20 protein-coding genes are annotated in these 23,628 nt (G+C 32.7%); 14 read left to right on the top strand and 6 right to left on the bottom strand.

Features of this window, described 5'->3' with window-relative positions; genetic code table 11:
- Positions 1–97 precede the first annotated feature (97 nt).
- Together ACLUJM_RS07225 and ACLUJM_RS07220 are read right to left on the bottom strand one after the other, a co-directional pair.
- Complete coding sequence (locus tag ACLUJM_RS07225) at positions 98–562, bottom strand: hypothetical protein (RefSeq protein WP_412412531.1); 465 nt, start codon at positions 560–562, stop codon at positions 98–100.
- Positions 546–1,193 (bottom strand): ATP-binding cassette domain-containing protein, encoded by a 648-nt coding sequence (locus ACLUJM_RS07220; protein WP_294684940.1) that lies wholly within the window; start codon positions 1,191–1,193, stop codon positions 546–548. Before ACLUJM_RS07220 ends, ACLUJM_RS07225 begins: the two co-directional genes overlap by 17 nt.
- 166 nt (positions 1,194–1,359) lie before the next feature.
- On the opposite strand from ACLUJM_RS07220, the gene ACLUJM_RS07215 reads away from it, so the two are divergent.
- Entirely contained in the window at positions 1,360–2,190 is an 831-nt protein-coding gene (locus tag ACLUJM_RS07215) for a hypothetical protein (protein ID WP_412412530.1), read from the top strand.
- 117 nt (positions 2,191–2,307) lie between these two features.
- Here the strand turns inward: ACLUJM_RS07215 and ACLUJM_RS07210 are convergent, their stop codons facing one another.
- From ACLUJM_RS07210 to ACLUJM_RS07200, 3 genes are all read right to left on the bottom strand, one after another.
- Positions 2,308–3,603, bottom strand: a complete 1,296-nt coding sequence (locus ACLUJM_RS07210) for a cell wall-binding repeat-containing protein (RefSeq protein WP_294684942.1) — start codon at positions 3,601–3,603, stop codon at positions 2,308–2,310.
- A 35-nt stretch (positions 3,604–3,638) separates the two neighbouring features.
- On the bottom strand, positions 3,639–4,187 hold the full coding sequence (locus tag ACLUJM_RS07205) for a hypothetical protein (RefSeq protein WP_294684943.1): 549 nt from the start codon (positions 4,185–4,187) through the stop codon (positions 3,639–3,641).
- Positions 4,188–4,343: 156 nt separating this feature from the next.
- A complete protein-coding gene (locus ACLUJM_RS07200) occupies positions 4,344–5,183 on the bottom strand; it encodes a hypothetical protein (protein ID WP_294684944.1) in 840 nt (279 codons plus the stop codon).
- 244 nt (positions 5,184–5,427) lie between these two features.
- Here ACLUJM_RS07200 and ACLUJM_RS07195 point away from each other — a divergent pair, with 244 nt between their 5' ends.
- Complete coding sequence (locus ACLUJM_RS07195; protein ID WP_412412529.1) at positions 5,428–9,393, top strand: leucine-rich repeat protein; 3,966 nt, start codon at positions 5,428–5,430, stop codon at positions 9,391–9,393.
- 158 nt (positions 9,394–9,551) lie between these two features.
- A complete protein-coding gene (gene rbsK, locus ACLUJM_RS07190) occupies positions 9,552–10,430 on the top strand; it encodes a ribokinase (protein WP_412412528.1) in 879 nt (292 codons plus the stop codon).
- Positions 10,431–10,648: 218 nt separating this feature from the next.
- Here rbsK and ACLUJM_RS07185 read toward each other — a convergent pair whose 3' ends face one another.
- Positions 10,649–11,635, bottom strand: coding sequence for an LLM class flavin-dependent oxidoreductase (locus ACLUJM_RS07185; protein ID WP_412412527.1), 987 nt, complete (start codon positions 11,633–11,635; stop codon positions 10,649–10,651).
- A gap of 198 nt (positions 11,636–11,833) precedes the next feature.
- Here ACLUJM_RS07185 and ACLUJM_RS07180 point away from each other — a divergent pair, with 198 nt between their 5' ends.
- The 11 genes from ACLUJM_RS07180 (at position 11,834) to ACLUJM_RS07130 (ending at position 23,339) form a co-directional block, all read left to right on the top strand.
- Positions 11,834–12,700 (top strand): polyphosphate kinase 2 family protein, encoded by an 867-nt coding sequence (locus tag ACLUJM_RS07180; protein ID WP_412412526.1) that lies wholly within the window; start codon positions 11,834–11,836, stop codon positions 12,698–12,700.
- A 19-nt stretch (positions 12,701–12,719) separates the two neighbouring features.
- Entirely contained in the window at positions 12,720–13,574 is an 855-nt protein-coding gene (locus ACLUJM_RS07175) for a beta-carotene 15,15'-monooxygenase (protein WP_412412525.1), read from the top strand.
- Between the two features lie 111 nt (positions 13,575–13,685).
- Positions 13,686–15,119, top strand: a complete 1,434-nt coding sequence (locus tag ACLUJM_RS07170; protein ID WP_412412524.1) for a UDP-N-acetylmuramoyl-L-alanyl-D-glutamate--2,6-diaminopimelate ligase — start codon at positions 13,686–13,688, stop codon at positions 15,117–15,119.
- Between the two features lie 378 nt (positions 15,120–15,497).
- Positions 15,498–16,643 carry a double-cubane-cluster-containing anaerobic reductase gene (locus ACLUJM_RS07165; RefSeq protein WP_412412523.1) on the top strand — a complete coding sequence of 382 codons (1,146 nt, stop codon included), beginning with the start codon at positions 15,498–15,500 and terminating at the stop codon, positions 16,641–16,643.
- A gap of 189 nt (positions 16,644–16,832) precedes the next feature.
- A complete protein-coding gene (locus tag ACLUJM_RS07160; RefSeq protein ID WP_412412522.1) occupies positions 16,833–18,293 on the top strand; it encodes a flippase in 1,461 nt (486 codons plus the stop codon).
- A 240-nt stretch (positions 18,294–18,533) separates the two neighbouring features.
- Positions 18,534–19,262, top strand: coding sequence for a LytR/AlgR family response regulator transcription factor (locus tag ACLUJM_RS07155; RefSeq protein ID WP_412412521.1), 729 nt, complete (start codon positions 18,534–18,536; stop codon positions 19,260–19,262).
- Entirely contained in the window at positions 19,259–20,539 is a 1,281-nt protein-coding gene (locus tag ACLUJM_RS07150) for a GHKL domain-containing protein (protein WP_412412520.1), read from the top strand. Before ACLUJM_RS07155 ends, ACLUJM_RS07150 begins: the two co-directional genes overlap by 4 nt.
- 153 nt (positions 20,540–20,692) lie before the next feature.
- Positions 20,693–21,316, top strand: a complete 624-nt coding sequence (locus ACLUJM_RS07145) for a CPBP family intramembrane glutamic endopeptidase (protein WP_412412519.1) — start codon at positions 20,693–20,695, stop codon at positions 21,314–21,316.
- An 8-nt stretch (positions 21,317–21,324) separates the two neighbouring features.
- Positions 21,325–21,768: a hypothetical protein gene (locus tag ACLUJM_RS07140; protein ID WP_412412518.1), complete on the top strand. Its 444-nt coding sequence runs from the start codon at positions 21,325–21,327 to the stop codon at positions 21,766–21,768.
- A complete protein-coding gene (locus ACLUJM_RS07135) occupies positions 21,761–22,960 on the top strand; it encodes a radical SAM protein (protein WP_412412517.1) in 1,200 nt (399 codons plus the stop codon). The genes ACLUJM_RS07140 and ACLUJM_RS07135 overlap by 8 nt, the downstream gene beginning before the upstream one ends.
- A 4-nt stretch (positions 22,961–22,964) precedes the next feature.
- Complete coding sequence (locus tag ACLUJM_RS07130) at positions 22,965–23,339, top strand: hypothetical protein (RefSeq protein WP_094209093.1); 375 nt, start codon at positions 22,965–22,967, stop codon at positions 23,337–23,339.
- Positions 23,340–23,628: the final 289 nt, after the last annotated feature.

The raw sequence follows: 23,628 nt of genomic DNA, 5'->3' as shown, positions 1-23,628 counted from the left end.
CATGTACCATAATTGCAATTCTGGTAGTAACTTTTCTAAATCAATTCCCAAATTTGGGAAATTCATATTAGAAAATAATAAAACATAATATGAAATTCTAAGGGCTGTGTACAATATATTTGATTTTCTTGTGTTTTCTGTCAAACGTATCCAAAAACATATAAAAATAAATAAGTACGCCAAACATAAAGAAAGATTTGATTTCAAGAATATCTACAGAAGTTGGAAATAACAAATAAATTATGAAGATATATGTTATCGTAGCTTTCTTATACATGAAGTATTTTCTAACTTGTGTTTTGTTGAATCTTGGGAAAAAGGTCATAAAATCCATTTCTCTTTGAGTTATACTATCAGTTCTTATCTTGAAAAAACCCATAAAAGCTAAGAAAAACGCAAATAAAGCTTTTATCACATAATGGTCTGATGGAAGAGAACTCAAATATTTTAAAAACAAAAAAATTGCTGAGACTATCAAAACGAATTGGATTGCACCTGATAATCTGTCGATTTTTATTTCCTTAAATCGCAATTTCATATCCAATTTAAATATTTCTCTCAAAAATCTCGTCCTCCAGTTGCTTTTTATCTTTTGAATTGACGAATACTTTTTTTACCTTACCATTTTTTAAAAGCACAAACTCATCGCATATATCGATAAGGCTGTCTAAAATATGCGAAGAAATCAAAATTGTAGAAATTTCCTTTAATTGAAGAATTAATTTCTTGATTTCATAAGAATATTTAAGATCGATACTGTTGAATGGTTCGTCCATAATTATAAGGGAATAATCACCCGTTAAAATGTTGATCAGAGTTAACTTTTTCTTCATTCCTTCAGATAATTCAGAAATTAAAGTATCTTTCTTGTCTTCCAGTCCAAGTTCAACTATTAAATTTTCGGACGTTTTACTGGAAGGGGAGTATTCATTTACAATTTTACAAAATTCACTTACTGTTAAAAAATAATACGGAGATACTTGGGAAGGTATGTATAAAATATCATTTTCGTTATAATCTTGGATATCAAAACTTGTGTTTGCTTTTATCATTTTGGATAATATATCCATCAAAGTTGTCTTACCAGCACCGTTTTCTCCAATCAGTCCTATAATTTTATTGTTTCCTATTTCTAGATTTTCGATGTCTAACTCGAAATTTTTGTATTTGTGATTTATTCTTCTTATAATCATGTGATCTCCTCAATATAATCAAATACTAGTTATATATATAATAATATATATTTGTAAAAAAGTCACACATGCTAAGTACCTATTTATAAATTATTTCAATAAATGCCACGTCTGCTTTTTCTCATATTTACTATTATGCTATGGTATAATAAAGTTGGAGGATAGTATGAGTTATTTTAATTACTGGATTAGCGTTCTGGTGGTGTTTGCAATTATATTTTTGTTTGCCAGAACGATTTCAAATGAAAAACAAATTGTCGCATTTTTTTCGAAATTAATCTACGTTGTAATTATTCCGGCGAATATTGCGATTAGTTTGAGTGAACTTACGTACAAGAATTTCAACATCAAACTTGGTGTATTTTTTGTGTATTTGTGGATATTGTCCAAGATTATGACGATGATTTTCCAAATCAACACGAAGGATAAGGATTCGTTGGAACCTGCGTTTATTTTCTCAAATATTATCGTGATGAGGCCGTTTTTGCAAAATGTTATGGACAAGAATATTATGAACAATCTGATTATAATTTCTTGTGTGATTTATCTTGTGTACATGCTTTACAAGAGAATTTTCAATGTGACAGACTTTTTGATGGCGATGGGTTTTTCCGTAGCTTTTTGTATTTGTGCGATTTACAAGTTCTCATACATGCTAACTCCTCTAAAAATTATTCAATCGACAAGTTCAGTTGTGATTATAATAGCATTTGCACTTGCAGTATCGAGCATTGATATGAAAAGTTTGTTTGATTTGACATCCATTATGCTTACTGTTGTGAATTTGCTGATAATTCCAGTGTTTACATACGTCGTTGTGAGTGCTGTGACGAACAATCAGCAGTTGATTAAATCTATAATTATGTACACTGCGATTGGCCCAGCTTTTGTGATTTCGTCTGATTTTTATAAGAAAACCAAACTTAGAGTCACAGAGCTTGGATTCTTGTTGTCGGTGGTTACGATGTTTATTTTAAATTATTTGTTTTTTAAATAGGCGAGACAATTCGCCTATTTTTTTGGCATGAAAAAACCCCTCCATCCGTATTCCGGATTTTGGGGTTCAGGTCAAATTGTCCTCTTTAGTTTAATTTATTTCCATGTTATTTTAAGGTTATTCCAATGGTCTGTAATCTTCAGCCAATGCATCTCTCAAATAAACAAATAATTTCTCGTATTTTTTGATTGAGTTGTAGTATTTGTTATTAGGAAGGACGTAGTATTTTTTGTAATCTTTTGTGAATGCTTTGATGAGCCCTTTTCCTTGTTTATCCAAGAGTGGCTTGTCGATGTCTAGTCCCGATATCAATATTACTTGTGTGGAGTAATTGTTCTTGGTAACTGTGTTGTATCCACCGATTGTAGTCAATTTGTAGATGGATGTAGTGTTTTTCATATATTCTCTAACTGATAGTGGTAGGACATCTTTTTTGACAAGTAGTATCGGTGCTTTGATTTTTTGAGCGACTGTAGAAGATACTAATGCATCTGCGAACACTTCACCGCTTGTAGTGATAACTTCCGCTGGATTTGCATTCACTCTTTTTGCAACTTCAACACTTGATGCGTAACGGTCAGATCCTGCAAGTCTTGTGACACGTTTTTTAGTCAGATTTTCGATTTGGTTTTTGACAGTTTGATTTACAGATATTTCTCCACCGACGATGGTTACATTGTCGATATTTCCGATTGATTGTATAAATTTTCTCGTAGATTGTGACAATCCTTCGTTACTTACAAGCAAGATTGGGGCGTTTTGGTGTGCTGCAAGGCTTGTAGCATACAATGCATCTGCATAATTTGTCCCTGCGGCAAATATCAAATTCGTAGTATTTGCACGTGTTTTTGCAGATTCTGCTGATGTGTCGTAGCGATTATTTCCCATAATTCTAGTGATTTTGGCGTGTGGGAAGTTCTTTCTCAATTTATTTTCAACTTTTTTGCTGATAGTATTTGCGCCACCCATCAGATAAATCTCGTCCAAGAACATCTTGTCAAGCGCTGATTTCGTTTCAACGGATAATGAATTCTTGCCAGTGTACAAAAGTGGGTATTTGCCCATAGACACATTCGTTGCACTGATTGCATCGGGATATGCGTTGTCGTTTACAAGAATAACCTTGTTCGTATTTGCAAAGTAATGACGTTGCACATTCACTGCAGTCTTCGCTCTGTTTTCTCCTTGGAACCTTTGGTGAATAACATTTTTGAACACACCATCTTCATTAGTAGTGATTTGTTCCTGTTGTTTCTCATTTTTAGTTTTTTCGTTAGTATTATTTACGTTCGTTTCATTTGTACTTGCTTTAACCTTTTCCGAAGTCCCTTCATTTGGGCTATCCTTGTCTGCAATACTCACCACAGGAAAGCTCAACATACACACAAGCATCAAAGCCACCAATTTTTTCATAAAACACTCCTTATTAATTTCCAACTAACACACGACTAATTCAAAACGATGAAGAACAACAAAGTTGTACCCATCAGAAAACCAATCGCACTCATAACAATCTTCACAATAGCAGCCGTTACAGTAGCCTTGTTCAAAAAAGAAGGCTTAAATTTGTCATACATCACAACGCTGTACACAAAACCCGAAATCACATTTACAATCACGCTTACAATCGGCATTCTCGTATTAAACACCGAAGACAGAACAATTGTAATCAAAGTGTACACACTAGCCTTTGCCAAAAACTCTGAATTCGAAACCTTAGTCACCATATCTTTTTTCAAAAAACTTGTCGCAATCCAAAAACTCAACACACACGAAAAAGGTGTCATAACAGTCTTTGAAAAATACGACAATGGAAGGGATAAACTCAGAAAATCTTGCGACGAATTGGGAGGACTTATCCTCATCCACAACATAAATGAAACGAGACTAATTACTCCTGAAATAATCAGCGTGAACATCCACGCACCCTGTTTCTTTTCTATTGTTTTAATATGTTTTTGCAAACGTGAAAACACTTCACCATAAAATTTTTCCATAAAAACTCCTCTTAATGTATACACTTATTATAACCCAGTAAAACAAAGCATTCAAGAAACGGACGTATTTTAGCTGACAAGGTAAATTAGATTTTCGATGTTTATTTTTAAAAATAAACACACAAAAACCCGACCTCAAAAAAGGTCGGGTAAATTTTATCCAATCATATTAGAAAAAGAGTTGTAAATCAAAATACCAACCAAAGCTACCAATAAAATTTCTAAGATAAATACGATAACTCTGATAATAATTTGTGCTAAGAATGATTTCAAACCAACTTTGAAGCTATCTTTTTCCAATGTTAAATCCAAGAAAGTTGCAGAGTAAGCTATCATTCCTGTGAAGCAACCAATGATGCTTCCTATAAATCCCAAAGGTGTAAGTATGAACATGAACAATCCATTAATTATCGAAAACACCCCGCCCTTAATATCTCTTGTGCAAGGTGGTGGAGTTGGTCGCATGTATTTTTTCGTAAACATGTATATAAACCTTGTCATCGCGTAGTTGATTAATGGTACAAAAATCAAAGTCATGATAGAAATTGTAGGTCTGTGGAAAACTTTCGACAATTCTCCAAGAGAACCATTTGTTGTAACACTAACCCACATAGCACTTGTCAAAGCCGCGATTAACCCTGATGTTAAAAATGAATAAATGATTCCGTGTTTTGTAGATGCGTAAAAATCGTAGATTTTTTGGGCAAATCCATTGATGAATTTCACACAACTTAAATACCAATCAGGTGAATCGTTTTGCTTGTAGTTTTCGTATTCCTCGTTATCTTCCTTGCGCTCTTTTTGAGTGTATTTTTGGTTAATCTTTTCAAACATGTCTTCTTTTGATTGTTCTTCATCCAAAACCTTATTAACATCAGCATTATTTTCTGCGTCGTTCTCAGTTTTTGCTTCAAAATAACTATCATCGTGAACAATTTTTTCGTCAGACATATAACTTTTCAGATTTTGTTTAAAATCTTGTTTCTTATCGTCCATAGTCTCCTCCTATTAATATTTCTTATTTAATAATATACCCATTTGAGAAATATCCATTCATATATTTGGTAATTTATCGGAGGTTTTTTATGTTAAATATTTCAAAAATTGAACAAAAAAAGGAATTTAATCCAGATTTATTTTAATAATTAAACTTAAAGAGTTTACATATTTTACAAAAGGGTATATTAAAGAATGATGGTTTTATGAAGAAAATTATAGCTAAATATCAAAAGGGGGAAAAATGAATAGAAAACGAATTATTTCGTGGATACTAATCTTCGCTATGGTTATAGGATTTGCTCCTGTAAACATATATGCAAGTGGTGTTCCACAAAAACAAGAGGTCGCTGCTGAAAGTGATTTCGATTTTGATGCAAGTACGGGTACTATTAAAAAATATAAGGGTACAGCTACTGATGTAGTTATTCCGGAAAAAATTAATAGAAAGTCTGTAACGACTATTGGTAAGCAAGCTTTTGGAAAGAAAAAACTAACTTCAGTTGTTATTCCAGAAGGTGTTGAAACAATAGGACAAGGAGCTTTCACAGCTAATCTGTTGACAACTATCAAGCTTCCTTCAACTGTTAAGAAAATTGATAGTATGGCTTTTGCGGCGAATAATAATTTAAGCAAAGTTGAATTAAATGAAGGATTGGAATTTATAGGTCAACGAGCTTTTATGAAAGATTCTTCATTAACAGGAGAAATCACAATTCCATCAACAGTAAAGACTGTTATGACATCTGCTTTTGATAAATCAGGTGTAACTGGACTTTTGTTAAAAGGTGACAGGAATTCTAATACTGTTAATTTACATTCTGGATTAAATGGAGAAGTAATACAATTTGTAAAGTCAGAAAGTACTTTCAAAAAGATTAAAATTAATTTTAACTCTTTAGGAATAGCTGATGCAGATAAATATCTTGATTTGGGTAAAGTAGAAGTTAATGTTAACAGCAAGGAAGAACTTAAAAAATGGCTTAATGAAAATATTGACGCAGATTTTGTGGCAAATTATGTAAACAAAGCTGACAGTTCAGGCTTAAATGATAAAGAAGTTGTTCTTGAAAAGATTTGGAACTTGGATAAATTTGACAAAACAAAAGAATTTGAAGTAACAGCAAATATTGATAAAGACAAGCTTCCAGAATTTGAATTGATCGAAGGATATGCATCACCAAATGTTAATAATTCAGCTACGAATTTAATGATTAAACTAACTGTTAAACTTGGAGAATCTGAAGAACAACCTACTGTAACTGAATGGTCACAAGAAGATTTCACTTATGGACAATTCAAATACAAGGGAAGAATGGAAGAAGAAACTTACAGATTCGGAATTACTGGTTTCTCTGAAAAAGGTAAAGCAAAGTTAGCTAAGAATTCTGATTTGGTTATTCCAAAGGAAGTTAATATTGACGGTGAAGTTAAACAAGTAGAAGGAATTAAGGAAAATTCATTCAAAGATATCAAAATTAATAGTGTAACTTTCCTAAAATCTGATGTAGAATTCATCATCAAAGATTCTGCTTTCGAAAACTCAGGATTGACTAAGGTTAAGTTTGAAGAAGGTTTGAAATCTATTGAATCATTTGCATTCAAGAACAATAAGCTTACAGAAGTTTCCATTCCAAGCACAGTGTGGAAAACTGGTAGCAGATCATTCATGAACAATGAAATTAGTAAGCTTGATATATCTGATGATGTAAATATGATTCAAATAGACAACTATAGTTTTGCTGAAAACAAGCTAGAAATTGTTAAACTTCCTTACTCTATATTTAAGTTTAGAGATTTTGTTTTCATGAATAATCCTGGATATGAAAACAAAGGTGTTGTAAGACTTGAAACAAGAAATCCTGAACATTTGCAATCTACAAGTTATATTGTTCCAGAAAACGAATATCACAAAGTTGTGTTGATTACAGATGTAAACAGAAGTGAACTTTTCAAAGAACTACAAGCTGTTAAATCAATTGTAAGAGAAGATTACAAGAAAGATGTGTTGGCAGAATTCGACAAGGTATTAGAAGAAGCAAAAGCAATATTCAAAGACCAAAAATCAACACAAGAACAAACAGACAAGGCATTTGATGATTTGGTAAAAGCTGAAGCAAAATTGAGACAATCAGCACCAGATAGATCAAAACTCAGAGATTCCATCAAAAAAGCGGAAGAATTAATTCCGGAAATGTTCGAAAAAGAATCCTACGATGCTATGAAGAAGGAACTTGACAAAGCTAAGAAAGTTCTAGCAAACTTGGATTCTACAGCTGATGAAGTGAAGGCTGCACAAGAAAACTTGGATAAGGCTATGGATAACTTGGTTATCAACAAAAATGTGCTTTACACAAGTGAAGATTTCACATACAAAGACAATGCTATTACAGGATTTAGCGAAAGTGGTAAGACTAAGTTCAAAGTAAACAAAGATTTGGTTCTTCCAGATAAAAATCCTGATGGCAAGGATATTGAAGTGATTGGCAAATCAGCATTCAGTTTAGAAAAAGATCCTGGAGTTAAATTCGGTACAGATACTGTAAGCTCTGCTAATGGTATGAAATCTCTTAAATTACCAAAGAATCTTAAGAGAATTGAAGAAGATGCATTCAGATTAAATAATTTCAAAAATGTAGATTTTCCAGAAACTTTGGAATATATTGGAGGATCTGCATTTAATGGAAATAGACTTGAAAAAGTAATCTTACCAGATTCTGTGACAGATGTTGAAGGAGGAGCATTCTCGTTAAATCAAATTACTGAACTTAGAATTTCTCCAAACATGACTAAGATTAAAGATGGTACTTTTGCAAGAAATATTAAACTTAAAAAACTTGAAATACCAGAAGGTATCAAGGTAATCGAAGGATCAGCATTCCAAGGTGCACCATTGAAAGAACTTTCTATTTCAAAAACAGTAGAAGAAATTCAACACAGAGCATTCACAGGTCACCAACTTGAAGAATTGACAATTCCAGGAAATGTTAAGAAGATTGGTAATCAAGCTTTTGCACACAATATTAAGTGGAAGAGACTTAAAAAATTAACATTGGAAGAAGGAATTGAAGAAATCGGCGACACTGCATTTAGATTTAGTTTGCTTAAAGAAACAAACTTACCAAAGAGTTTGAAGAAACTTTCTGATACTGCTTTCAGAAATGCAGAAACAACAGACAAAAAGCCTGTTGTAGTTAAGATTTATACCGAAAATCCTGACCACTTGAAATTTAATAATGAAAAATCATTAGTAAATCAAAAGATAATTTTGAAAGACAATCCAACAGAAGACATCAAAGACACAGACACGCTAAAAGAAATATTCGAAAAAATACCATCAACAAGAATAGCAGGAAGAAATCGTCAACTAACAGCAGTAGAAGTAAGCAAAACACTATTCGAAAAAGCAGACACAGTAATACTAACATCAAGCGATAAAATGGTAGATGCATTAGCATCTTCACCATACGGAGTAGGAAAGAATGCACCAACACTTCTAGTAGAAAAAGATTCAATAATGGATGAAGTTCTTCAAGAAATAAAAAGACTTAACCCATCTCAAATAATAATCGCAGGTGGAAAAACTGTAGTTAGCGAAAAAGTTGAAGATCAAATCAAACAACTAGGAATAAAACCACAAAGAATAGCAGGAGCTGACAGATTCGAAACAGCAGTAAAACTAGGAGAACAAATCAGAGCAAACTCAACTAACAAAAAAGAAATAATACTTGTAAATGGATTCAATAATATTGACGCATTAACAGCAGGAAGCCTAGCTAGTAAACTAAACATCCCAATACTATTGACACAATCAGACCAATTAAACGAAATCACAGAAAAAGCAATCAAAGATTGGGGAATTGAAAAAGTAACAATAATTGGTGGAAAAACACAAGTATCAGAAGCAATAGAAGAAAAATTACAAAACAGTGGACTAAAAGTAGACAGAATAGCAGGAAGAACAAGAGTAGACACAGCATTAGAAGTAGCAAAAGCTGTAAATAAAACCGCTGATAAAGTAATATTTGCAAACAAAACTGCATACCCAGATGCATTAATAGCACCTTATCTATCAAAGGCAGAACAAGCACCAATAATTCTAATAGATAAAGATGAAGCATCTGTATCAGTAAAACAATACTTGAGAGAGAACAAAATAAAAGAAGGTATAATTATAGGCGGAGAAAAAAGCATAGAATTATACAAATAAACTCAGTTAACAAAACAATGTGATTGGATTTTAGATTAAGTCACATTGTTTTTGTTTGCAAATTACAAAAATCGAATTGTATTGTATAATATTAGATAGATTATCAACTGATAATTTCAAATAATTATCTTAAAATGCAAAGATTTGAGGAGAAATTTATGTCAATTTTAGTTATAGGAAGCGTGAATGTAGACACTACATATAATTTGGAAAATTTCCCGAAACCTGGAGAGACAATATCGTCCATATCAAAAAGTAGATCTGTAGGGGGCAAGGGTGCTAACCAAGCGATTGCTTGTCAAAAACTTGGTGGCGATGTGAAGTTTCTTGCGTGTGTGGGAAATGATATGGACGCTGATTTTATTTTCAAAAATATGAAGGAATACGGCGTGGACACATCAAACATCATCAAAAAAGATGTGGACACAGGAACTGCGCTAATAAATGTGGATAAAACTGGACAAAACGAAATAGTTTTGGATCATGGGGCAAATTATGCGATTACAATCCAAGATATCGACGATAACATCGAACTTTTGGATGAATGCGATATTTTGATTTTGCAAATGGAAATTCCGCAAGAAGTCAATGAATATGCTATTAAAAAAGCGAAAGAAAAAGGAGTTTTTGTAATATTAAACCCTGCCCCAAGTGAGTTTGAAGTGGAAAATATATTGGACAAAGTGGATTTGTTCGTGCCTAATGAAAATGAAATTTTGAGATATTCAACCAAAAAAAACTTGAAAGAAGCAGCAGATGAATTATTGGACAAAAATGTAGGATCTGTAATAATAACCTTGGGAGAAAATGGCTCTGAGTATTTTACAAAAACAGAACACATCAAACAAGAAGCCATCAAGGCAGATACGGTTGACACAACATCAGCAGGAGATAGCTACATCGGAGCGATGGCAGTCATGCTCAATCAAAAAAAATCCATCGAAGAAGCGATGGAATTTGCCACAAAAGTATCTTCAAAAACAGTAACGAGAAAAGGATCGGGAGAATCCATCCCAACAATAGACGAAATAATGTAGAACTTTCAAGATTTGCCTTAAAGTTTTTCATTTATAAAAGCAGAACAATAGTAGATAAACCATCATACACGAATATCAGATATTAGTGCATGATGGTTTGATTTTTTTAGTATGAACGGTTTACTACTTAAATTATTTCATATTTCAGGAGTAATCTCCTGATTTTTTATTACAACACAAAACCATCCAGAATTTTCTGGATGGTTTTTCAATAAACTCTATTCGTTCAAAGCCAAATCTTGTATGATTTCATAGTTTTCTTTTAATAATTTGAAATCTGGAATGTAGGATGCGGCGATGATTTCGTCTGGGTTGTATTTTTGTTTTATTTCCATGAATTGGTCTTTTACAGAATTCACATCTCCTTCGATTCGGAGTCCACGGGCAGTTCTTATAATGAATTTTTCGATTGATGTGAGTTCTGGGCTGTTGTTAGGGTCTGCTTTTAAGAATGCATCTCTGTTGTTTCTGTTTTGGATTTGCAAGAATATGGAGATGGCTTGTTGTTTGATGTGTTCTGCGGCGTCTTTCTCGTAGGCTGCGTTTGCAGATACTCCAAGCATTACGTATGGTTTATCCAAATATTTTGATGGTACGAATTCTTCGCGGTAGATTTTGAGTGCAACATCAACGGTGTTTGGCGAAAAATGTCCTGCAAATGAATAAGGTAGTCCCAATTGTGCTGCGATGTGAGCTGATGTCATGGAGCTTCCCAAAATATACACTGGAACGTGTGTGCCAACTCCAGGATATGGACGCACGGTGAAATTTTCTGCCTCTTCTTCAAAATAGCTTAATAAAGTTCTGATGGCTTCTTTGAAGTTATCTTCTTTGTATGTGTCACGATAGATTAATTTCGCTGTTTCGATGTCTGTTCCAGGCGCTCTTCCAATTCCCAAATCAATTCTTTCGGGATACAATGTTTCAAGCGTTCCGTATCTTTCTGCAACTTGGAATGGTGTGTGGTTTGGTAACATCACGCCACCTGCTCCAACTTTTATTCTTTTAGTGTTTTCTAAAATATATCCGATAATCAAATCCGTTGCTGAGCAGGAAATCGACTTTGAATTGTGGTGTTCTGCTACCCAATATCTTTCGAAGTTTTGTCCGTCAGCCCATTTTGCAAGCTCCAACCCACGATTGATGGATTGTTGAGTGGTTTCATCTATAAATCTTGGTATTAAATTCAATATTGATATTTTCATATTTTATCTCCTTTCTGTTAATATGAATTTATTATATAAAATGGCGATTGTCAAATAAATTTTACGTAATACTAATGTGATAGTAAACTATTGAAGAAAACTTGAACAAATGATATAATTAATTCAATAAATGAAATTGTTTAATTTTTAGCCCATTTGGATAAATATATAATAACTATATTAAAAAGGAAGTAAGTTATGGATATTAAAAAATACAGGGTAAAACCTAACAAAAAAGTTGATTTGGAAAAATTTAGCACAAGAAAAGACGATTCTTATTCAAAAAAAGAAGTTAAGGAAGAAATTCTTCCACAAAACTTGAAAAAAATGTTTGAGTTTCAAGAAAAATTATACGCTGAAAACAAGAGAGGAATTCTCGTTGTGCTTCAAGCTATGGATGCTGCAGGCAAGGATAGTTTGGTTAAAAAAGTGTTCACGGCACTTAATCCTGCGGGCTGTAAGGTTACAAGCTTCAAGCAACCTTCTACTGAAGAATTGGATCACGATTATTTGTGGAGAATTGGAAAGGCTACTCCAGCTTATGGAGAAGTTGGGATTTTCAACAGATCTCACTATGAAGATGTGTTGGTGACAAGAGTTCACAATTTGGTTAATCAAAAAAACGACGATGATTTTTGGAATAAAAGATTTGAGGATATCAACGCATTTGAAAAATATTTGGATAACAATGGTATCAAAGTTGTGAAGTTTTTCTTGCATGTGTCTAAGGATGAACAAAAAGAAAGACTTTTGGACAGAATAAACTTAGAGGAAAAACACTGGAAGTTTGCAGCAAGTGATATTTTGGAAAGAGAAAACTGGGACGAATATCACAGGGCTTATGAGGATATGTTGGAGCACACTTCGACAGATTATGCTCCATGGTATGTAATTCCTGCTGACAACAAGTGGTTTACAAGATTTGTTGTGAGTGAGGTTATGTTGGATTTGTTCAAACAATTGGATCCACAAACACCAAAACTTTCTAAGGAAGAAGAATCACAACTAGACAAATGGAAGAAGGTTTTGTTGGAACAAGACGAGAAGGATGAAAAAGAAGACTAATAATAAGTAGGAGGAGAATATGTCAGACGACAGAGATTACAGAAACTTTGAAAATGATGACAGTGAATACACTAAAGACGGCAACTATTTTAATGAAAAAGAAGATGTAAGAGGAGGATTTAGCGAAGATAAGGACAGTTATTCTGAGAGAAATAGCAATTATTTTGAAGCTTCACAAGAAGACAATTATTCTAATAAGAAAGAAGATCATTACGAAAAAACAGACGATAGTTTTTTCTTTGAAGGTCAAGATGATGAAGAAGAACACATTGAAGATTACACTCAAAGAAATAGCACTGGTTATGCAGGATTCTGCCAAAAAGTTTTCTCGTTGCTTCACGGACTTATTGAAAATTTCAATAAAAAGGGTGCATTTGTAATTTTGTTCTTGTTGTACGGAGTGTTCACATTTGTGGCATCAATTGTTCAAAGCAAACTTCACGCTGAACAATTGAAACAGTTAGAAGAAGTATCAAAAACAGGACTAAATCCAATGGCATATAATATTATTTTGGCTGTTATATCGATGTTTTTCTACTATTTAGTGAGTAGACTTATGTTCCATTTCACTAAAAAAGACATGCAACCAATTCCAAATCCTGTAGAAAGAGATGCAAGACTTGGAGTGTATGTAGCAGTTGAAGCGTTGATTAACATTTTGTTGATGGCACTTCCAACAACGTTCCTTCCACCAATTGTAGGCATGATAGTTGGAGTTATCCTTTACTCAGCAGTATTCTACGACAGAATTTCTGATGAAAGAATGCTTGCAGTAGGTGTAAAATCAGCGATAGTAAGTATAGTTTCAGGACTTGTTTTCGTACTTATAGTTGGAATCGTAGCAGTAGCAGCTGCGGTAGCTTTTATGAAATAATAAAATTTATAGACTGACCACTTGGCTAGACTGTGTGGTCAGTTTTTGTTTTTAAATATGTAGCCCTATGTTATATAATAATATATAAATGAAAACCAAAGGGGAAAATAAATGAACTTAACTGATATTATAGATAAAATTGATTATATAGATTACACCAAAAACAACGACGATGAGATTACAAATGTGACGAACGACTCCAGGAAAATCGAAAAAGGCGGCGTATTCGTGGCGATTTCTGGGATGGAATTTGATGGACACCGATTCATCGACAAGGCGATTGCAAACGGAGCAAACACTATTGTAGTAACAGAAGATGTTACACAAATTGACGGCATCAACTACATCAAAGTCGACGATGCAAGGGTTGCTCTTGCACAAATCTCAAATGTGGTGTGTGATTTTCCATCAAAGAAGCTTCGCGTGATTGGAGTAACTGGGACAAATGGCAAAACGACGACAGCTTCTATGATTAGTCATATTTTGGAACATTTGGATTCAACATGCACAAACATTGGCACGAACGGAACTTTTATCGCGAAAGAAAAATACGAAACGCCAAACACGACGCCGGAAATTTGCGAGATAAACAAGATTTTGAAGCTTTCTGTGGACAAAAAAATCGACAACGCTGTTGTGGAATGTTCCAGCCACGGATTGTATTTGCACAGATTAGACGGGATTGATTTCGATGTGGCTGTGTTTAACAATTTATCGATGGAGCACATGGATTTTCACAAAAATATGGAGAATTATTTCGATGCTAAGATGATTTTGTTCGAAAATGCTAAGAAAAAAATCGCAAACGTAGATGACGAATACGGAAGAAAAGCGAAGGCGAGGTTTGAAGACGCATACACATTCTCGCTTGAAAATGAATCTGATTTTAGGGCTGAAAATGTCGAATTGATTGACGGCAAGATGCATTTTGAAATCAAAAACGTAAAATTCATACTGAACAGATTTGCGCTGTTTGATGTGTACAATGCTGTGGCTGCGATTGTTGCGGTGAATTTATTGGGATATGAACTGGAAGATATCGCCAAATCGTTGGAAAGTTTTACAGGAGTTGAGGCGCGATTCGAATTCGTGAAAAATGACATGGGAATAAATATTGTGATTGATTTTGCGCACACTCCAAAAGCTTTTGAAAATATCTACAAATCTGTGCCAAACGACAAACGAAAAATCGCAGTTTATGGGATGAGTGGCGACAGGACTAGTGAAATCAGACACGAGGTCGGAAAGATTTCCGCTGAAAACAACGTGTTCTCGGTGGTGACAACTGACGATCCAAAATTCGACACATACGAAAACATTGCAGATGACATCGTAAAAGGGATTGAAGAAGAAAACGGTGAATATGTCAGAATCAAAGACAGAAAATCTGCCATTAAACATGGGATAGAAATGGCAAAAGAGGGAGATTTTGTCTTGCTTTTGGGAAAAGGACAAGAAAACTTCATCAAGCTCAAAGGAAATGAAAAGACACCTTATTCTGAAAAGAAAACTGTTGAAGAAGTGTTGGGAGAATTGAAAAAATAAGCAGTAAAGATACGAACATATCTTCAATAAAAGCAAAAATAGACACCGATACGAACGAATATCTAGACTACAAAAATTGATAAATTCATCGCTTGTGAACCTAAAATTGTGAACTCGCTAACGCTCAAACTGCACAATTTTTGTAGACAGATGAGCGATTTACGAGTTTTTGTGTTTTCTGTACCGTAGTCTAGATATTCGTGCAAACTGGTTTTCTGCTTTGTGTATTCTGAAGCTATCTAAGACAATACCTTCTTTATTCCCAAAATCGTCTATGGGAGAGGTGAGGGAGGTCATTTATAGAAAAAATCTATAAATAACGATTATCATTTTGATATATTATTGATTAAATGATATTATTTGTTACGAGGTGATTAGATGGTTGATTTAAAGAAGGAATTACCAGAAGTTTTTAACGATTTTGCAGAAAGCCGTCAAAATGCTTTTTTAAAGGTAAAAGAAATAAAGGATAAGAATATTCCTGTTATAGGAATTTTTTGTACGTTTTTTCCACAAGAGTTAGCTGTTGCAGCTGGTGCTACTTGTGTTAGCTTGTGTGCTACAAGTGACGAAACTATTCAAGATGCTGAGAGGGATTTGCCTAAAAACTTATGCCCACTTATCAAATCTTCTTATGGTTTTGCGTTGACTGATAAGTGTCCGTTCTTCTATTTCTCTGATTTGGTTGTTGGAGAAACTACTTGCGATGGCAAGAAGAAGATGTACGAATATTTGGGAGAATTCAAGCCAGTTCACGTTATGGAACTTCCTAATAAAAACAGCGAACAAGGGCTTGTTTTGTGGAAAGAAGAAATCAGAAAGATGATTAAAACTATCGAAGATTTATTCGGTGTTGAAATCACTGACGAAAGATTAAAGCACGCTATCAAGGTGAAAAACGCCGAAAGATCAGCTGTGAAAGATTTTTATTCCATAATGAAATCTGATGATTTGCCAATTACTGGTGGAGAATTGTGGCATGTATTAAATGGTGTGCAATTTGATTTCGATAAGGAACAAATTCCACAAATGCTTGAAGAATTAAAAACTAGGGTTATGTCTGAACACAAGCACATCAGTGGCAAACCAAGAATTTTGATTACTGGTTGTCCAATCGGCGGTGCTACTGAAAAAGTTATCGAAGCTGTTGAAAATAACGGTGCTGTTGTTGTCAGCTACGAAAACTGCGGCGGTGCAAAGGCTATCGATGAGAATGTCGATACAGATAATTCAGACATGATTGATGCGATTGCTAGAAAATACATGAACATCGGGTGTGCATGTGTGAGTCCAAACGAAAACAGACTAAAGTTATTGGATAAATTAATCGACGAATACAAGGTTGATGGTGTTATCGACATGCACTTACAAGCTTGTACTCCTTACCAAGTTGAAGGTTTGTCAATTAAGAGATTCTGCAACGATAAGAAAAATGTTCCATACATTGCTGTGGAAACTGATTACTCAAAATCAGATATCGGACAATTAAATACAAGAATTGGTGCTTTTATTGAAATGTTATAACATTTTTTAAAAAATTGTGGTATAATAGATTTAGCAAAGTCCATACAGGTTTTACCTGGAAAATAATCGCCATTATTCAGAACTGGCGGTTATTTTTTTGTTGGAAATTTTGAAATGTTGTAATAATCTACCTAGCTAGGTGTGATACAATATAGTAAGTATTAATTTTGCACATGGGAGAGGAAGAACTTGGCAAAGCAAAAATCACTTAAATTAAACGCTATGCTCAATCTTATAAAAGTTGGGCTGAGCGTTGTGTACCCGTTGATAACTTTTCCTTACGCTACGAGAATTTTGCAAGTAGCAAACATGGGAAAGGTAAGCTACGGGGATTCAATTATTAAAATATTCATGCTGATTGCATCGCTTGGAATTACCAATTACGCAGTCAGAGAAGGTTCCAAATACAGAGAAAATAGAACAAAACTCAATCAATTTTCGAGGGAAGTTTTCTCCATCAACTTGTTGTCTACGTTGATTTCTTACATTTGTTTGTTCATATTCTGCGTAGTTTCTGTGAAAATGCACGACTATGCAACGCTTGTTTTCATTCAAAGTTTGAGCATAATCTTCGCGACACTTGGAGTTGAATGGGTCAACGCAATCCACGAGGATTATTTGTACATTACAATTAGAAGCATCATAATTCAAACTATTGGTGTAATTTTATTATTTTTCGTAGTAAAAACCCAAGAAGATTACTTAAAATACGCTGGACTTACGGTTTTCGTAAATGGTTTGGTGTGCATTTCAAATATGTTACATGTAAGAAGATATGTAAGTTTGAAACCAACACTCAAACTAAATCTGAAAAGACACTTGAAGCCTATAATGCTATTCTTCTCAAATAGTATCGCAGTTTTGGTGTATGTCAGCGCAGACATGACAATGCTAGGATGGATTTCGGGAGATTTTTACACAGGACTATATGCAGTAAGCGTAAAGGTGTATTCCGTTGTAAAACAAATGCTCGGCGCGATTTACATGGTTACAATTCCAAGATTATCAAAAGCTGCGACATTGGATGACAAGACAGAATTCAGACATTTGTTGACAGAAATCTCAAGTTTCTTACTATTACTAATGATACCAATGTGTATGGGACTTGGCGTATTATCCAAAAATATCGTCTACATTCTATCTGGAGAAAAATTTATCAGAGCCACACTTTCATTGCAAATCCTAGCCGTATCGGTGTTTTTTGCAATAACAGGTGGTGTAATCACAACGTGCATGAACGTTCCATTGGGAAAAGAAGCGTTGAATTTGAAAGCGACGACGATATCTGCCTTCGTAAATGTAGGATTGAACCTAATTTTCATACCACTTTGGCAACAAAATGGTGCAGCAATGACTACTGCGATTTCGGAATTAGTAGTAGTTCTTGTGTGTTTATTTGAATTCAAAGAAGCGAGATTCTATTTCGAAATGGACAAGTTATTCTACACAGCGAAATTCGCAGTCGCAGGTGCGTTGTGGATACTTTTGACAAAAATTGTAGTTACAAAATTTATCACACATTACACACTTAACTTGTTGGCAGTGTTCTTCATCAGCGTCATAGGCTACACATTGATATTGTTCTTCGGCAAAAATGAAGTATTTTTCGAAACATTGAAGAAAACACCACTTAAAAAATTAGTAAAATAAATTATGAGAGCATCACGTGATGCTCTTTTTTCATTGCAACAAAACGCAGGACATTTACACTTGATATGGGAATCACTAAAAATAGACAGCCGCTCTTTTGTTTGAATAATGCAACAAAATGAGATTATAATGACAAAGTTTGTGTTGAATTTGAAAATTGAATTTTATATAATAAAAAAAGAATAACAATGAATCAAGAGTGCAAATTGAGTACATAAAAAACTTATGTTAGGAGGCACAATGAATATAGCTATCTGTGATGATGATCTTAAACATATAAATTTAATAGAAGATATGATATATGATTTATCTCAAAAATTAGACAATTTTAAACCTGATATAGATGCTTATTTAAGTGGCGAAGAACTACTTAGATTGATAGATGTGAAAGATTTTCCATCTATTTTATTTATAGATGTTGAAATGCCAGGACTTAATGGAATTCAAACGGCTAGAGAACTCAGAAAGCTCTCCGAACAAGTTTTGATAATTTATGTTACAAGTTACGAAACTTATACCTTGGAATCTTTTGAAGTTAGACCTTTTCGATATTTGTTAAAGCCTATTGATATAAAAAAGTTTGCCAGAGCTTTTTATGATGCTATTGAATACATAAATAATTCCAATAGTTATGTATTCTTTAAAAAAGGCAAGGATCATATTCAAATAGATAGTTCGTCTATAATATCTATATTCTCGGAATCGGGGAGAAAATTAAGGGTGAAAACTAACAATGAGTTAGATGAGAAAGTATTTTATGGAAAAATCAAGAATATAGAAAAAGAACTCAATCCTTTAAGTTTTGTTAAGATAAACAGTGGAACCATTATCAACTTAAAAAGAGTCAAGATTTTAAACGCTCATGAGGTAATAATGATAGATGGTTCAATATTACCAATTAGTAAAAACAGAAAGAAAAGTGTCATTGATTTGTATTCTAGTTTTATTTCTAAAGAGGTCGGAATATGAGTATCACAGCTATTAAAGTTCTGGTTACATTTTTAGTTATTGTGTTTTTGCAAACGACAATTTCTTATGTTTTTTTTAATGAATATTTTATCAATATAAGGAAAAATAGTATTCTTTTCTTCAGCTTTTTTATTATTATACTTCTGGATAAATTCATGGGAAATTCTACTTTTCTTAAATTGTCGTTTTTAACTGTCGCAAATCTGGCTATCTCATTTATGTTTTTTGATGGGACAGCCTACAAGAAAGTATTTTATGTCATTAGTTTTATTTGTAATTTCACTTTATACGAAATTGTTGGACTAAGCTTTTCGTATTCAAGCATATACAAGGATTTTTTCGACATAGATTTTTCTTTTTATTACATAATTTTGTACTTAGCTTTTTTGATATTGTTTTATGTGTACATAAAATTCATAAAAGATGGCAGTTACGAAAATTTTGACTTGGACAATACTGAATATTTGATTCTTACTATTGTATTTCTTTGCAACCTTGCAATGCTCATGGTACTAGGAGATTATTCTTATAAAGTAAGTATTGTTTTAATATTCGTTGCGATTCTTTCGGATTTTTGTTATGTTTTTTTTCACAGGAAAATCAAAGAAAAGAACTTGATTCTGTCTAAATATCAAGTTATAGATGAACAAAACAAAATCCTAAAAAGAGAGATAGAAAATGAAGCGAATTTTAGAAGATTAAAACATGATTTAAAAAACACTTTGCTTCAGGTTGATATGAATATCAAAAGTGGTGACACTAATCTTGCTATAGCTCAAATTGAAAATATAGTCGGACAAAAATTAGATTATCCAACTTATCTGAGTGGACTGACAGAGATTGACTATCTATTAAGCATGAAAATTAAAAAAATGGAACAACTAAATATCAAACATAAAATATCTCTTCAAATCCCAAAGGACTTAAATATCAAGGAAATTTCGATAGATTTGTCTGCGATAATAGGAAATTTAATAGATAATGCTATTGAGGCAGTTGAACGACTTGGAGATGTTGACTCTCCGATTATAATAAAACTGATATATCGAGATGAAAAAATATATGTATATACTGAAAATCCTTCTGAAAAACTTGAAGAAGATTTCTCGAAAGACTTTATAAAGTCTTCCAAATCGGATAGATTTGGAGTTGGGATAAAGAGTATAAAGTTGCGTTTAGAAAAATTAAAAGGATTTTATAATTTTAAATATGAAGATGACTTTTTTAAAGTTTTGATTATTGTACCTTGTAAACTGCAAAATCAAAGCTCTTTATAAAAATTTGAAGAATTAAACGAGTATTGAAAATTAGATTAAAAACTAATTTTTGATGCTCGTTTTTTTAATACAACTTTTTAGGCTATTTAATACATTTTGAAAATCCAATTAAAAATCCATTGTATAATCAATTTGAAAGTAGAGGTGAGGTGTATGGAGATAAAAAAACGTAGAAATTATGATTTTAGTTTTTTAAATGTAAATGAGAAAAATCCTTTAGTAATAGCGATGTCGTTGGTAGTCATCAATTTGTTATCACTGTTAACGCTTATAATTCTTTTATCGTATGTAAAAGTATCTAATCCGTTTTTAATGTTGACAGTACCAACTGTGATTTCATTTATTATACTTCCAAAATTATTATTAAAATATCTCAATATTGAAGATAATTTGGATGTATTCAGATATTTAAAAACTTCAAGTGTAATTTTTATATCTTTTGTAGCCGTCTATCTTTTAATATTTAGATCGAAACTTGATATGACATTTGAGGGGTTTTGGATAGTACATTATCTAATTGTTGCCACAGGCGAGGAGTACATATACAGGCATCTTTTAATTAGTCTGTTATCTAAAAAAATGAGTATCATTATTTCTTGTGCTATATCAAGTATTGTTTTCGCATTTATCCTTCATAATAACGAAGATTTTTTAACAAACTTAGTAATCAGACTACCTTTGGCGCTTATGTTATCGGGGATTTATGTCAAAACAAAAAGTTTAAGCTTACCTATTGTCATACACGCAATCTACAATTTATTAGTAATGATTGTTTAGGAGGATTTATGAAAAAAAATATTTTAGTTTTGGTTATATCTTCAGTAGCGCTGAGCTTTTTGATAGTAAAAGTATCAACGACTGTAAATTCATTAAATGTTGTGACGTTTTTAGTTTTTGGAGCTATTTTACCGGCGTTGGTTTCATCAATAATGGGCTGTTCGCTTATAAATATCTTAAAAATTCAAAACGATAAAGTAAAAATAATAGGATCTGGGGTTTTTGCACTTGTATATTCAGTTTGTTATTTGATTTTTATAAAATTGATCAATTTGGATTTTGAAGCTATAGCTAGAAATTCTCAGAATTTATCTAACAATTCTTCAATACAAATTAACGCTGTAAGCAGTCAGTCGGTACTGACAACGGGTTTGATTAATTTCTTCTTGGTATTTTCTTTGATAGTAATATTTTTAAAAATAAAAGAAAAAGCAGGTGAAAGATATGTATAAAAATCCTAATGTTAAAACAGAAAAATTTAACGGAGCAAATCTTCTGATTAATACAGCAAACTCAGCTGTATTAGGGCTTGACGATAAAGCTTATGAAGATTATCTGGAAATTTTACAAGATAAAAATGTCAATAAGGATTTGTATGAGTTTTTAGTAGAGAATGAATTCATAAAAAAAGTTAATGAGTTTACAAAAGGATTCAATGTTAAAAATGCTTACATACACATAACAGACAGATGTAATTTGAAGTGTAAGGGATGTTATTCAGAAGATGAGAGATGTGATAAGAAAGAGCTATCATTTGATGAGTTAACAAAAGTGCTTGGTAATTTAAAACCTTTAAATCTAGAAAATATTATTATATCTGGCGGAGAGCCAATGATACGAAAAGATTTGGATAAAATACTAGAACTCATCAAAACAGAACTAAAACCAGATAATTTAATTGTAATAACTAATGGTACTGTACATAATTTTAATATGTTAGAAAAAATTGCCCCATACATTGACGTTCTTTCGGTATCTTTGGATACTTACAGTTCAGATTGCAAAGCGTTCCTAAGAGAAGACAAAATTTTTGATAGAATAATGGAATTTATAGACAGGGCAAAAGGATTAGACATTACTTTATCCATACTTCCAACTATTAATCACAAAAACGTGGATTACATTAATGAGTACACTAAACTTTCGAAAAAACTAGGCACAAATATAAGTTTTAGTTTATTTACAGTAAAACCTGATGCTGAAAACAGAGAATTTGTTTTGATTACAGATGATCTCAAAAAAATTGTCGACTACTATAGAGTTAACGAAATAGAAGTGGAAGATGTTCCTCTTAAAGATTGCCTTGAAGGAAAATGTAACTGTGGAACAGGAGAACAACTGATTTCTGTAGGAACTGATGGATCCTTGTATCCTTGTCATATGCTAATGGAGGATGAATTCAAAATGGGAAATTTGTTGGAAAAAGACGTTATGAGTTTGCTTGTACATAATGCCAAAAGAAAATACAAAGTAGAAGTAGACGATATGGATGGCTGCAAAGAATGTGAGTTCAAATATATATGTGGTGGTGGATGTCGAGCAAGAGCTTACTTGTATACTGACAAAATAACAAGTAAGGATCCGTTCTGCCCAATGTACTATGGGTTTTTTGATGAAGTTATGAATAATTTAATAACAGGATAGATTAATGGACAAATATATTGCTTCTTCAATAGAAGAAATTTGTAATGAAAATAAAAATATAATGACAAGATTTAATGCGAAAAATTTGTTTAAACACAATGGAGAGTTTGTTTTGTCAGATAAATACATAGAATTTAAAGGGTATAAAACAATAAAATTTGATGAAATTGAAGATATATCCTTGGAAAATGATGATGTGGTATCTTCGGTGAATTTTGCCACTCAAAATAGGATGGTTTTTGGAAAATCAGCCAGACCAATAAGACTATTACTGAAAAATGAAGAGATAATATATTTTTATGTGAACTGGAATATATTAACAGGACTTAGCTCCAACAAAAAAATTTATGACATTTTAAATGATCATATAAAAAATTAAAGCTGGATTTTTCTAGAGAATCCAAAGGTTGAAGGAGGTGACAGATATGTTATTCAAATTTTTGAAGAAAAACAACGCAGGTTGTGCATCAGTAGGAATGGTAGTTTGTGGATCTATTGGATATTCAGGAAAAAAATGGTCAGCATAATTGATCTGATTATTTTGAAAAACAACAAAACGGTAAACAAAAGAATTAATTATTAGAGTTATCATAAGGAGATAAAAATGTTATTTAAATTTTTGAAGAAAAACAACGCAGGTTGTGCATCAGTAGGAATGGTAGTTTGTG

The organism is Finegoldia sp. (assembly GCF_046991905.1).
Classification (GTDB): Bacteria; Bacillota; Clostridia; order Tissierellales; family Peptoniphilaceae; genus Finegoldia.
This window is presented reverse-complemented; position numbering and strand designations above follow the sequence as displayed.

Coding starts and splice junctions, on each gene's coding strand:
- ACLUJM_RS07220 (WP_294684940.1), bottom strand. CDS start 1,193: ATGATTATAAGAAGAATAAATCACAAATACAAAAATTTCGAGTTAGAC.
- ACLUJM_RS07215 (WP_412412530.1), top strand. CDS start 1,360: ATGAGTTATTTTAATTACTGGATTAGCGTTCTGGTGGTGTTTGCAATT.
- ACLUJM_RS07210 (WP_294684942.1), bottom strand. CDS start 3,603: ATGAAAAAATTGGTGGCTTTGATGCTTGTGTGTATGTTGAGCTTTCCT.
- ACLUJM_RS07205 (WP_294684943.1), bottom strand. CDS start 4,187: ATGGAAAAATTTTATGGTGAAGTGTTTTCACGTTTGCAAAAACATATT.
- ACLUJM_RS07200 (WP_294684944.1), bottom strand. CDS start 5,183: ATGGACGATAAGAAACAAGATTTTAAACAAAATCTGAAAAGTTATATG.
- ACLUJM_RS07195 (WP_412412529.1), top strand. CDS start 5,428: ATGAATAGAAAACGAATTATTTCGTGGATACTAATCTTCGCTATGGTT.
- rbsK (WP_412412528.1), top strand. CDS start 9,552: ATGTCAATTTTAGTTATAGGAAGCGTGAATGTAGACACTACATATAAT.
- ACLUJM_RS07185 (WP_412412527.1), bottom strand. CDS start 11,635: ATGAAAATATCAATATTGAATTTAATACCAAGATTTATAGATGAAACC.
- ACLUJM_RS07180 (WP_412412526.1), top strand. CDS start 11,834: ATGGATATTAAAAAATACAGGGTAAAACCTAACAAAAAAGTTGATTTG.
- ACLUJM_RS07175 (WP_412412525.1), top strand. CDS start 12,720: ATGTCAGACGACAGAGATTACAGAAACTTTGAAAATGATGACAGTGAA.
- ACLUJM_RS07170 (WP_412412524.1), top strand. CDS start 13,686: ATGAACTTAACTGATATTATAGATAAAATTGATTATATAGATTACACC.
- ACLUJM_RS07165 (WP_412412523.1), top strand. CDS start 15,498: ATGGTTGATTTAAAGAAGGAATTACCAGAAGTTTTTAACGATTTTGCA.
- ACLUJM_RS07155 (WP_412412521.1), top strand. CDS start 18,534: ATGAATATAGCTATCTGTGATGATGATCTTAAACATATAAATTTAATA.
- ACLUJM_RS07150 (WP_412412520.1), top strand. CDS start 19,259: ATGAGTATCACAGCTATTAAAGTTCTGGTTACATTTTTAGTTATTGTG.
- ACLUJM_RS07145 (WP_412412519.1), top strand. CDS start 20,693: ATGGAGATAAAAAAACGTAGAAATTATGATTTTAGTTTTTTAAATGTA.
- ACLUJM_RS07140 (WP_412412518.1), top strand. CDS start 21,325: ATGAAAAAAAATATTTTAGTTTTGGTTATATCTTCAGTAGCGCTGAGC.
- ACLUJM_RS07135 (WP_412412517.1), top strand. CDS start 21,761: ATGTATAAAAATCCTAATGTTAAAACAGAAAAATTTAACGGAGCAAAT.
- ACLUJM_RS07130 (WP_094209093.1), top strand. CDS start 22,965: ATGGACAAATATATTGCTTCTTCAATAGAAGAAATTTGTAATGAAAAT.